Raw genomic sequence first — 11779 nt, 5'->3', positions numbered from 1 at the left:
CGTATATGCAACCATAGTTAAATAATTGACGCCAAATAATTCAATGATTTGTATATACTAAGAGCATGTTTAAAAAATATAGTCAATTTTTAAGAAACTGTTTAAATTTATATGATACCGATTTTGAGAAGGATTGTCTGATGGATTTTTGCTTGTGATGAGGGAGTGTAGCCGCAGCTACATGACCGAAGAATAAGCGAAAAGACACCGACAAGACTCTCAAAAGCATAGTAATATGAATTTTAAACAGTTTCTTAACATGCTCTTATGTCAGTCAAGCTGCTTGCCGGTAACTCCTATGCCAAATAGGGCATAATCATAGTAGACCGGATCGGCGGGACGCATAGTGCGCAGCACGCCGGTAAGCTGCTCTACGGCACGTCGGTCGTTGCCTCGACGTTCAAGAAGTCCGAGCGATCGGGCCGTGTTGCCCACATGCACATCAAGGGGTATGTATAGACGCGATTTGTCAATGACGCCTTTCCATACGCCCATGTCGACGATGCCGTCGTCGCGCACAAGCCATCGCAGAGCCATGTTGACACGCTTTAGCGCAGTAACTGCAAGATTGCCGGGGAGACAGCGTGAGTCGTGTATTCCATCAGTAGCCTTGTCGAGCTCGGCGTTGACGAGTTCGACAAGCCGCCACGCCGGCGCCACGTCCTCCCCTACCCTGTGGGCGCGGGCGAAATCGGCCAACGAACCATGACGCACATATATGCCGCGTATACCCGACAGGAAGTTGGAAAGATTGCGTGCAAAAAAAGTACGATGTATATTCATATCCGGGTCAAGATCCTCGTAGCCTCGCTCCATCATATATCTGTAAGGCTGATGCTCCATCAGGGCAAGCATGCGGTCGGCGTCGCGGCATATCATCTTGCGGTTGCCCCAAGCTATGGCCGAGGAAAGGAGGGCCACGATCTCTATATCGGCAAGCGACTCAAAGCGACGGGGAAACTGCACCGGGTCGTCGCTGATAAATTCCGGCCGGTTGATCAACGCGGCCTCTCGCTCAAGAAACTCGCGCATGTCGTCAATATCAAACTCCATATTCCTGTCAATACTGTTATGCATGTATATCTATAATAAAGGATGACAGCGGCAGGCAGGTAGCATGCATGCTGTCATCCGATGTATGGCTAATTCTCTGTTTATTCGGTCAGTATCGGCTTATTCGGCCTCCTCGCGCATGTTGTGGAATACATTCTGTACATCCTCGTCCTCCTCAATGCGTTCAAGCAGTTTCTCGATAGCCGCACGCTGCTCGGGGGTTACATCCTTAAGGTCGTTGGGGATACGCTCAAACTCCGATGATATGATTTCAAATCCATTGTCCTCAAGATACTTCTGGATGTTGGCATATTCCTCAAACGCTCCATAGAGGATTACCTGCTCGTCGCCGGTCTCGTCATCGACAATATCCTCAAGTTCGTCTACACCATAGTCGATGAGCTCAAGCTCAAGATCCTCAAGGCCGACACCCTCTTTGGGCTTAATCTTGAATACGCTCTTATGGTCGAAAAGGAAAGTAAGCGAGCCCTGTGTGCCGAGGCTGCCGCCATGCTTGGTAAAGTATGAGCGTACGTTGGCCACGGTACGGGTATTGTTGTCGGTAGCTGCCTCTACGAATATGGCGATACCGTGGGGGCCGTATCCTTCATATGTTATTTCCTTGTAGTCGCCGGCATCCTTGTCGGTAGCCTTCTTGATAGCGCGTTCTACAGTGTCCTTGGGCATATTGGCGGCCTTGGCGTTCTGCATGAGCGCGCGCAGACGCGGATTGGTGGATGGATCGGGCCCGCCGGCCTTGGCAGCGATGGTGATTTCCTTGCCTATGCGGGTAAATGTACGCGACATATTGCCCCAGCGTTTCAGTTTTCTTGCTTTGCGGTATTCAAAAGCTCTTCCCATAGTAGGTGTATGTTGTTAATTATATTATTTATTAATGGTGTCTTATCGGAGCGACGCGCCGAACTGCTTGGTGAGGTTGGTGACAATTTTCTGCATTACGGCATCAATCTGCTTGTCCTGAAGAGTCTTTTCGTTGTCCTGCAGAGTGACGGTTATTGCATAGCTCTTCTTGCCGGGCTCAAGATTCTTACCCTCGTATACGTCGAAGAGTGCGACATCGCGCAGAAGTTTACGCTCGCTGTCGCGCACGGTTTTCTCGACCTGCGCCATAGTCACCGACTTGTCGAGAAGCAGAGCGAGATCGCGCTTTACGGCCTGAGTCTTTGGCAGAGGGGTAAACGTAACCCTGTGGCGTGTGGCAAGTCGTACGAGCGCGAGCCAGTCGAGCTGGGCATACAGCACCTCGACTTTCACATCGCAGCGCTTTAGCATGTTCTTTGCCACAATGCCCATCACACCGAGCGACTTGCCCGAACGTGTCCGGATTTCGGTAGCGGCATCAAACAGAGGATTCTCGGCGGGAACCATCTCGATTTCTCTTGGCGATACACCAAGACGGGCGAGCACCTGCTGGACCACACCTTTCAGATGGAAGAATGTGGCCTTCTCGGCAGGAGCGGTCCAGCCGGCAGGACGGATATCGCCGGTGAGCCATATGCCGAGCAATTCGGTCTCAGTGTATGGCGCGATAGGATTTTCGGCGGTCGATTCCGACTCGGGATTGCAGCTGTAGTTCTTGCCGAATTCATACAGGCACAAATCCGGGTCGCGACGGTTTACATTATGCTCGATTACCTCAAGGCCACCGAAGAGCAACGTCATGCGCAGCACATTGAGGTCGGTGCTGAGAGGATTAAGCAGCTTGACAGGCATGCATTTCGGCTCGGTCAAACCTTCGAAATAGCGTTCCGCAGTCAGAGAGTTGTTGAGTATCTCGTTGAAGCCCTGCGCGGTAAGCTGTTCGCTCACAAGTTCGCGCAAATTGTTGGCCTTGTCAGTGAAATTCTTATATGACAGCGACGACTTGACTGAATCGGATATCTCGACATTGTTGTATCCGTATATGCGGAGTATATCCTCTACAACATCGCAGGGACGCTGCACGTCGACGCGATATGTCGGCACAAGGAGGTCGACACCATTGTCATCGCGCGATGCAACCTCCATATCAAGCGACTCGGCAATGGCCACAACTCGGTCGGCGGGGATATCCTTGCCGACAAGACCGTTGAGATACGCGAAGTCGAGGCGCACCGGGAACGGTTTCACCTCGTCGGGATAAATATCTACCGGTTCGCCACAGATTTCGCCGCCGGCGAGTTCTTTCACCAATATTGCGGCAAGTTTGAGGCAATAGAGAGTTGCATTGGGATCGGTTCCGCGCTCATAACGGAACGAAGCGTCGGTGCTCAGTCCCTGACGACGGGCTGTCTTGCGCACAGATGTCGGATTGAAGTATGCGCTCTCGATAAATATCGAGGTAGTAGCCTCTGTAACTCCTGAATCAAGGCCGCCGAATACTCCGGCGATACACATTGGCTCTTCGGCGTTGCATATCATCAGGTCGGCCTCGTCGAGTTTGTGCTCCACACCGTCGAGGGTGGTAAACGGTGTACCTGTGGGGCAATGGCGCACGACTACCTTTCCTCCTTTCACCTTGTCGAGGTCAAAGCAGTGGAGCGGCTGGCCCATGCCGAAAAGTATGAAGTTGGTGATGTCAACAATGTTGTTGATAGGACGCTGGCCGATGGTGTTGAGTAGTGTTTTCAGCCACTCGGGGCTCTCGGCAACCTTGATGCCGCGGATTGTCAGACCGCTATAACGTGGACAGGCCGCATAATCGTCGACTTCCACGGCAAGCGCTCCGTCGGGACGGTTGATGGAAAAAGCATCGACTGAGGGACGCACGACTCTTGACTCTCCCTTATGGCAGTCAAGCCATGCGGCAATGTCGCGGGCCACACCATAGTGAGAGGCGGCGTCGACACGGTTGGGCGTGAGGTCTACCTCAAGCATGTAGTCGCTCTGAAGCCGGTAGTATTCGGCGGCAGGAGTACCTGGAGCAACCTCGTCAGCGAGCACGATAATGCCGTCGTGAGAAGTACCTATGCCGATTTCATCCTCGGCGCAAATCATACCGAACGACTCCACTCCGCGGATTTTGGATTTCTTTATCTGGAACTCCTTGTCACCGTCATAAAGAGTGGTGCCTACCGTAGCGACAACCACAGTCTGACCGGCAGCTACGTTGGGGGCGCCACATACAATCTGTGTGGCCTGTCCGTCACCAAGATCTACAGTCGTTATATGAAGATGGTCGCTATTGGGATGCTCCTCACATGTGAGCACCTTGCCGATTACGATACCGCGCAGACCGCCTTTTACCGATTCAACCTCTTCGACCGAACCGGTCTCAAGACCTACTGAAGTCAGAACCTCGGCGAGCTTTTCGGGTGCCAGGCCCAGATCGATATAGCGTTTTAGCCAGTTATATGAAATATTCATAGTCTTGTTGGAAAATAAATGAGCCCGAAACGGGCTATTAACGCGCAAATTTACGAAATTTTTGCCAATGGGATATTGACCGATTCCAATTTATTTCCGCAAAATGGTTGCCCGATAAAAAAATAATATCTAATTTTGCAATGTTAACCAAGCCACAACAAACAAGTGGCACATAAAATCTGCGGCAGTAGCTCAGTTGGTAGAGCATCAGCTTCCCAAGCTGAGGGTCGCGAGTTCGAGCCTCGTTTGCCGCTCCACTATAAAACAGACAGTTGACCTCATGGTTGATTGCCTGTTTTTTCATATCCATACTAATATCCAGGGCGTATCAACCGACGATACTAACCAGAAGCAATGCTGTTGATAATACAACAATAAGCCCTACGACAATGCCCCAAAAACATCCGGCTGTCTCGGGAGAGGTAGCCAAATCCTTGACCCCTTTAAATATATCTTCCAACAGGGTCAACACTATGAATGTATCGAAGTAGCTCATATGTCCTTTCTATATCACACAAATATACGAAGAAGTTTGTTTAATAGTAGTAAAATTTCGAATTGCTCTGACAATAATCGGCAAGATGCAGAGCCCGGAACCGTGGGTATAAAAAAATAAAAAGGAGCTTATCGTCAAGCTCCCTTTTATGGGTTTCCAATAGGTACAATTTCTAAGGTAAAAAAGATTGTTTTAGGTTTGCGTTACAAAGGTCATTCTTTTTTGCGAGGTGACAAAAATAAAAAGCATGTTTAGCAACATGTTTTTTAATCATTTTTAGGAAAGTCCGCTCGCAATATTTCATATAGTACTGATTTACAATAACTAACAAAAACAGTCCAAATTAACGGCGTTAAGTAAATTTTTATTAATCTCCGATTTTCTCTTCTGTTTCTCCATTCCATCTATACAATAAGATGGTGTCCCCATCGAATTTTGCAAAACTGAAATGGTGAATCCAATCTCCGAGAATTATCATACGAGCGCCGGTTGAAAGGGGATAATCAACCAACACATGGCGATGACCGTAGACAAAATAATCAACATCAGGGTGCGTGGCTGAATATGATTCCGAGAAAGCGACCAACGGCTCTGACGACGGTCCCGAGAACTGTGGAATGTCATCTTTGCAGAAATCTCGGCTTGATGTCGACCATCTGTGGGCAAACGGTATAGTCCAGCGCGGATGAATAGCGCTGTAGAGTTTCTGACAGACACGGTTGCGGAATATGGATCTTAGGCCACGGAATATAAGTGGGAGCTTACCAACCCCATCTCCATGTGTAAGAAAAAAGCGTTTGCCAAGAATCTCCGTCTCAAGAACTCCATCGACAACGGTAAGACCGATTTCATCGCGCAGATAATCGAACAGCCATATATCATGGTTGCCGATAAACCAATAAATCTTCACTCCGGCATCAGCAAGCGACGCGAGCGCACCGAAAAAGCGAATATACCCTCTTGGCACTACCGTGCGGTATTCATACCAGTAGTCAAGTATATCACCAAGCATATATAGCTCGGTGACATCATGGCGGATGCTGTAAAGCCAGTCGACAACACGCCGCTCATAATCGTGCGCATCGGGCAGATATGTTGCGCCGAGATGTAGATCGGAGATAAAATATACCATGCCTTCTGAAATGCGGTCAGAGAAAACCAAGGTCGAGCTTGGCCTCTTCACTCATCATGTCCTTGGTCCATTCAGGTTCGAACACAATATTTATGGTCACGTTGTTGACCCCTTCGATGCTTTCGAGTTTTATACGAGCGTCCTCGACTATGAAGTCGGCGGCAGGACAACTTGGGGCCGTAAGCGTCATGTCGACTGTAAGGTCACCGTTATCGGCAAGGTCAATCTTATATATCAGTCCAAGACTATAGATGTCGACGGGGATTTCCGGGTCAAACACCGTCTTGAGCATCGTAATGATGCGCTCTTCTATTTTGAGACGTTCTTTGGGTGTCATAATATTACTGATTGGATTATTGCTGAGCTGACAGCATGTTGAGGAACTCATCCTCACTAAGGATAGTTATGCCGAGCGTACGGGCTTTTTCAAGTTTGGCCGGCCCCATATTTTCGCCGGCGAGTATAAAATCGGTTTTCTTACTTACCGAACCTGAATTCTTGCCACCATTGCGCTCAATAATCTCCTTATACTCGTCGCGGCTGTGATGGGAGAATGTTCCGGAAATCACCACAGTCTTACCGTCGAATACGCCGGATGCAACCCCTTCAGGCTCGTCGGGCATAGACATACATACACCGGCGGCACGCAGACGCTCTACAATATCGCGGTTGAGCGGATGGGAGAAATAGTCGACAACCGACTGGGCTATACGGGGACCTATATCATCGATGGCTACGAGCGTATCGAAATCCGCACTCATGAGAGCATCCATACTGCGTAGCGAGCGAGCCAGCTTTTTGGCCACAGTCTCGCCTACGAACATGATTGACAGGGCGAATATGACACGGTCGAAACTTACTTGCTTTGAGGCTTCAATCCCTTCGAGCATACGGTCGATAGTGCGCGGCCCCATGCCAGGGAGCTCAAGCATCTCATTGCGATAACGTCCGAGACTGTAGAGATCGGCGGGATCCTTTACCCAACCGTTTTCATACAGAGTCACTGACATCTCCTCACCTATACCGTCGATATTCATCATGCGCCGACCCACAAAATGCTCGATACGCCCACATATCTGGGGGGCACATCCGAGTTTATTGGGGCACATATGGGAAGCCTCTCCCTCGACACGCACAAGCGGCGTACCACATACGGGACACTCTGTGACAAATTCTACCGGCATAGAACCTGGCACTCGTGCACTTACATCAACACCGGTAATCTTGGGAATAATCTCTCCACCCTTCTCCACATAGAGATGATCGCCTTCATGTATGTCGAGACGGCGTATAATATCGGCATTATGGAGAGAGGCACGCTTTACGACAGTGCCTGACAGTAACACCGGATCGAGATTGGCGACAGGGGTAACGACTCCCATGCGTCCTACCTCAAACGACACATAGCGCAGTGGCGTCAGAGCGCGTTCGGCAGCGAATTTATACGCCACCGCCCAGCGGGGCGACTTCGCTGTATAACCGAGATTGAGCTGCTGTCGAAGACTATTGACCTTAAACACCAGTCCGTCGGTGGCCCATGGCAATTCCTTTCGGGCCACATCCCAATGGGCTATATAGGCGTCAATCTCCTCAATAGTGGTCATCAGCTTCATTTCAGGAGACACTCTGAAGCCCCAGCTCCGTGCAGCCTCCATATTGTCGAAATGATTGTCATACGGGAGATTGTCGCCCAGAAGATAATAGAACACGGCATCAAGGCCGCGGCGTGCTACCTCGGCCGAATTCTGCATCTTCAATGTACCGGCTGCCGCATTACGCGGATTGGCAAAGAGGGGTTCTTCATTGAACTCCCTCTCTGCGTTAAGCCTGTCGAAAGCCTTCCAGGGGAGGAGTATCTCTCCACGTATTTCAAACTCATCGGGCCATCCCGACCCCTGCAAGGTTAGCGGTACTGACCGTATGGTCATCACATTATCGGTAACAATGTCACCGCGGGTGCCGTCTCCTCGGGTCACGGCCCTTACCAGACGTCCGTGCTCATAGGTGAGCGATATCGACGTGCCGTCAAATTTCATTTCACCGACAATCCGGAACGGCTCGTCCATGAGACCCTCGCGGACACGAGCCACCCATTCGTCAACTTCCGTTATGGAATAAGTGTTGCCAAGCGACAGCATCGGACGCCTGTGTTCCCATTGCTCGAAGGCCTTGTTGATATCCGACCCGACCCTATGCGTGGGCGAAAGCGGGTCGTCATATTCGGGATATTCTTTTTCAAGACTTTCGAGCTGTTTGAGCATCATGTCGAAATCATAATCGGAAATCTCCGGCGAGTTAAGCACATAATACTGATGGTTGTGCCTGTCGATTTCGGCGCGTAGCCGCTCTATCTGCTGCTTCACTGATTCCATACAAAGAGTGTTGTAGTGCTTAAGCCTGTGCGGTTAGGAGTGTGGCGCTTCCGTTGGCCTCTACCGAAGCTGTAGCGGCTGCAACAAGGATAGTCTCGCCTCTGCGCATCGGGGTAATTGTTCCATGGTCGGTGATAATCTGGCACTCGCCTTCCAGACACATGATTACCATAAACGAATCATGATTGATGGCAATATCCTGATGTCCGTCGGCCTTGACAAGGTTTACATCGAAATATTCACAATCAATCAGAGGCACCTCGCCCTTAGCCTCACGGTCATATTCCGATTTGTATTCGGGATACACTTTATAATCGATGGCATCCTTGGCCTGCTCTGTATGGAGTTCGCGGGTATTTCCCTCGGCGTCACGGCGGTCGAAGTCGTATACGCGATAGGTGATATCGCTGGTCTCTTGAATCTCGGCAAGAAGATTGCCTGCGCCGATAGCGTGGATACGTCCTGCGGGAAGGAAGAAGAGGTCGCCGTCGTGGGAATCATGACAGGCTATCACATCCATGATTTTCTTTTCTCCGACAAGGCGTGTATAGTCGTCGGGGGTAATCTGCTCCGAAAGTCCTGCATATATTTTAGCGCCGGGCTCGGCATCCACGATATACCACATTTCGGTCTTTCCGAGTGAATTGTGGCGTTCCTTGGCAAGCCGGTCATCGGGATGTACCTGAACGGAAAGGTCCTTCTCGGCGTCGATAAGTTTTATAAGCAGAGGGAATGTATTGCCGAAGCGGGCATATACCTTGTCGCCGACAAGACGTGCGCCATACTTCTCGATGAGCGCAGGGAGGGTCATTCCTTTGTCGTCGCCCTCGGCCACTATCGATTCATGTCCGGGCACACCGGAAATTTCCCAGCTTTCGCCGATGGATTTCTGGTCAGTGACTATACCCTTGAACGGGGCAATCTTGTTACCACCCCAAAGTACCGACTTCAGGTAAGGGACAAACTTAAAAGGAGGAATTATAGCATTCATATCTATTATAAGGTATTAAATTATATTTTTATCTAAAACCGACACCTATACCATGATATCGGTGTTGCTGTCAACAAAAGTACAAAATCCCCCGCTCATATACAACGGCGGCTGTATCGAAATGACTCGATACAGCCGCCTTATAAAGATAATTAACGATATTACTCCAGTTCGGTTGGCACAGCCACAATCTTGAGCTGGTGTCCGCGGATAAAGTCGACGATATTGCTGCGTACATCGCTCGGCGCTACGTCGGCCTCGACACGCTTCAGACCGTTGAACACTGAGGTGCCTGCCTGATATATATGACGGTAGGCCTTTGCCACATCGTCGATCTGCTCGTCGGTAAATCCATGCTTGCGCATAATAAACGCATTGATACCGTAATATGTGGCAGGGTTGTGGGCGATAATGACATATGGAGGCACATTGCCGGTGATACGGCAACCGCCTTTCACCACCACCCAGTCGCCCACCTCACTGCGCTCGTGGAGCACAGAATTGGACGAAAGTATCGAACAGGTGCCAACCTTACAGTCGCCGGCGATAGTTGCGCCGTTGCCGAGCACAACCTTGTTGGCAATCTGGCTGTCGTGACCGATATGAGCCTCGGCCATGATAAAGGAGTCATTTCCAATGGTAGTGGCACCATTGGCATGTATGCCTCGGTTGATAATCACCTGCTCTCGGATTATATTGTTGTCGCCGATTACACAGTAAGTCTTTTCACCTTTCCAGCGGAAATCCTGAGGATCGGCACCGATAATCGAACCCTGATAGATTTTATTATGCCGGCCTATACGTGTACCGTCCATGATGCTCACATAGGGCATAATCACGCAGTCGTCGCCAATCTCGACATCGGCATCGATAAAAGCAAAGGGGTAAATCTTGACATTGTTGCCAATCTTGGCAGCAGGGTCGACATGTGCTAATGGACTAATCATGACATATGAAAATTTAAGGATTAACGTCCGCCGCCAAGAGCCTGGTACAGGCTTACGGCAGCACGTGCATGGGTATTGTCGCAGTTCACCTTATTAAGCTGTGCCTGCAGAAGGGTCTGCTGTGCGGTAAGCACTTCGAGATATGATGTGGAACCGTTGTATGAAAGCAACTCCATCGTATACTCTACCGACTTCTCAAGCTCGGCCACCTGATGCGAAAGAAGCTCCGACTTCTCGGCACTCTTCTCAAGAGTCAGATATGCGTCGCTTACTTCTGCTGCGGCATTCATAAGAGTGTTCTCGAAATTATTCATAGCCACCGCCTGATTGGCCTTGGCAACCTCAAGATTGCTGATAAGCTGGCCGCGGGCAAACAGAGGCGCGGTAAGCGAGCCGGCAAGATTGGCAAACCAGTTGGCCGGATTGATTACCATTGACCCTACCGAATTGGTAAATCCACCGGTAGCCGAGATGGTAATGCCCGGATAGAATGCGGCACGGGCCTGGTTGGTGGCGTAGTATGCCACAGCAACCGACTGCTCTGCGGCACGCACGTCGGGACGGGCTGCGAGCTCGCGCATCGGCACTCCGGCGCTTACTACTCCCGGGAGCCGGAATACGGCGTCGGGAGAGATGCCCCACGACTGTGGAGCCACGTTGAGCAGAAGCGACATACTGTTGTTGGCCTGATTGAGAGCTACCTCAAGGTCGGTAATCGAAGCCTGGATGCTGTAGTAGTTTGCAGCACTCTGTACGACGGCAGCCTCTGTGACGCGGCCGGCCTCCTTGAAGTCCTTCATAATCTCTACGTTCTGTCCCCATAGCTTAGCGGTCTCACGCGTAATCTGAAGCTGCTTCTCTATCATGGCGATTGTATAATAGCAATTGGCCACTCCCGCAATAATCTGCGAGCGCACGGCCTGCTCGTAAGCCTCGCTCTGAAGCAGGGCTGCCTTGGCGCGACGGTTGGTGTTGAGGGTCTTGCCGAAGATATCAATCTCCCAGCTTGCCGACAAAGGCACCTGATATGTCCAGGGCATGTCGCGCATGCCTGTAATATCATAGTAAGCCTTGTTGCCGGAGGCCGCGAGGGTAAGCGACGGAAGATAGCTGAGGCGCGCACCCTTAAGCTGGGAGTGGGCCATGTCGACGTTGAGCTTGGCATTCTGCAGATTGACGTTGCTTACCAAAGCGCGTCCGATAAGGTCGGCCAGCATCGGGTCGGTAAACATATCCTGCCAGCGCATGTTGCCGAAAGAAGCAGAGTCCATAGCGGCATCGCGTGCCTCGACATACTCGGCAAGTACCGGTTTGTCATCGGGCATCTCAAACTTCTTGTAGATGTGGCAGCTCGAAAGCATTGCCACACCTGCAAGAATGAAAGCGTATCGTGATATTCTGTTGACTGTCATTACGAATATA

At 50.5% G+C, this 11779-nt stretch carries 9 protein-coding genes and 1 tRNA gene; 1 reads left to right on the top strand and 9 read right to left on the bottom strand.

The genetic code is table 11. The features are described 5' to 3' along the window. Positions 1-270: 270 nt before the first annotated feature. The 3 genes from ADH68_RS08005 to pheT form a co-directional block, all read right to left on the bottom strand. Positions 271-1077 (bottom strand): TIGR02757 family protein, encoded by an 807-nt coding sequence (locus tag ADH68_RS08005; protein WP_084274081.1) that lies wholly within the window; start codon positions 1075-1077, stop codon positions 271-273. Positions 1078-1173: 96 nt separating this feature from the next. Next, positions 1174-1914: a YebC/PmpR family DNA-binding transcriptional regulator gene (locus ADH68_RS08000; protein ID WP_068961262.1), complete on the bottom strand. Its 741-nt coding sequence runs from the start codon at positions 1912-1914 to the stop codon at positions 1174-1176. A gap of 42 nt (positions 1915-1956) precedes the next feature. Further along, positions 1957-4419: a phenylalanine--tRNA ligase subunit beta gene (gene pheT, locus ADH68_RS07995; RefSeq protein ID WP_068961263.1), complete on the bottom strand. Its 2463-nt coding sequence runs from the start codon at positions 4417-4419 to the stop codon at positions 1957-1959. Between the two features lie 181 nt (positions 4420-4600). On the opposite strand from pheT, the gene ADH68_RS07990 reads away from it, so the two are divergent. Then, positions 4601-4676, top strand: a tRNA-Gly gene (locus tag ADH68_RS07990). A 606-nt stretch (positions 4677-5282) separates the two neighbouring features. Here the strand turns inward: ADH68_RS07990 and ADH68_RS07985 are convergent. The 6 genes from ADH68_RS07985 to ADH68_RS07960 all read right to left on the bottom strand — a co-directional run bounded on the left by ADH68_RS07985 (position 5283) and on the right by ADH68_RS07960 (position 11769). Then, positions 5283-6047, bottom strand: a complete 765-nt coding sequence (locus ADH68_RS07985) for a UDP-2,3-diacylglucosamine diphosphatase (RefSeq protein ID WP_068961264.1) — start codon at positions 6045-6047, stop codon at positions 5283-5285. 16 nt (positions 6048-6063) lie between these two features. Further along, on the bottom strand, positions 6064-6384 hold the full coding sequence (locus tag ADH68_RS07980) for a metal-sulfur cluster assembly factor (protein ID WP_068961265.1): 321 nt from the start codon (positions 6382-6384) through the stop codon (positions 6064-6066). A gap of 16 nt (positions 6385-6400) precedes the next feature. Then, the gene (ligA, locus tag ADH68_RS07975) at positions 6401-8419 is read right to left on the bottom strand and encodes an NAD-dependent DNA ligase LigA (RefSeq protein ID WP_068961266.1); all 2019 of its coding nucleotides are present in this window, start codon (positions 8417-8419) and stop codon (positions 6401-6403) included. A 19-nt stretch (positions 8420-8438) separates the two neighbouring features. Continuing rightward, positions 8439-9410, bottom strand: coding sequence for a type I phosphomannose isomerase catalytic subunit (locus tag ADH68_RS07970; RefSeq protein WP_394364965.1), 972 nt, complete (start codon positions 9408-9410; stop codon positions 8439-8441). Positions 9411-9571: 161 nt separating this feature from the next. Further along, positions 9572-10357 (bottom strand): acyl-ACP--UDP-N-acetylglucosamine O-acyltransferase, encoded by a 786-nt coding sequence (gene lpxA / locus ADH68_RS07965; RefSeq protein WP_068961267.1) that lies wholly within the window; start codon positions 10355-10357, stop codon positions 9572-9574. 20 nt (positions 10358-10377) lie between these two features. Next, positions 10378-11769, bottom strand: a complete 1392-nt coding sequence (locus ADH68_RS07960) for a TolC family protein (protein WP_068961268.1) — start codon at positions 11767-11769, stop codon at positions 10378-10380. Between the last annotated feature and the right edge of the window lie 10 nt (positions 11770-11779).

It is taken from the genome of Muribaculum intestinale (assembly GCF_002201515.1).
In the GTDB taxonomy this organism is placed as follows: Bacteria; Bacteroidota; Bacteroidia; order Bacteroidales; family Muribaculaceae; genus Muribaculum; species Muribaculum intestinale.
The sequence above is the reverse complement of the archived record's forward strand: the minus strand, read 5'-3'. Positions and strand labels throughout refer to the sequence as shown.

What these genes read in the sequence shown, in the direction of transcription:
- ligA (WP_068961266.1), bottom strand. Translation starts at nt 8,419, where the DNA reads ATGGAATCAGTGAAGCAGCAGATAGAGCGGCTACGCGCCGAAATCGAC.
- ADH68_RS07985 (WP_068961264.1), bottom strand. Translation starts at nt 6,047, where the DNA reads ATGGTATATTTTATCTCCGATCTACATCTCGGCGCAACATATCTGCCC.
- ADH68_RS08000 (WP_068961262.1), bottom strand. Translation starts at nt 1,914, where the DNA reads ATGGGAAGAGCTTTTGAATACCGCAAAGCAAGAAAACTGAAACGCTGG.
- ADH68_RS07980 (WP_068961265.1), bottom strand. Translation starts at nt 6,384, where the DNA reads ATGACACCCAAAGAACGTCTCAAAATAGAAGAGCGCATCATTACGATG.
- ADH68_RS07970 (WP_394364965.1), bottom strand. Translation starts at nt 9,410, where the DNA reads ATGAATGCTATAATTCCTCCTTTTAAGTTTGTCCCTTACCTGAAGTCG.
- ADH68_RS07960 (WP_068961268.1), bottom strand. Translation starts at nt 11,769, where the DNA reads ATGACAGTCAACAGAATATCACGATACGCTTTCATTCTTGCAGGTGTG.
- lpxA (WP_068961267.1), bottom strand. Translation starts at nt 10,357, where the DNA reads ATGATTAGTCCATTAGCACATGTCGACCCTGCTGCCAAGATTGGCAAC.
- pheT (WP_068961263.1), bottom strand. Translation starts at nt 4,419, where the DNA reads ATGAATATTTCATATAACTGGCTAAAACGCTATATCGATCTGGGCCTG.
- ADH68_RS08005 (WP_084274081.1), bottom strand. Translation starts at nt 1,077, where the DNA reads ATGCATAACAGTATTGACAGGAATATGGAGTTTGATATTGACGACATG.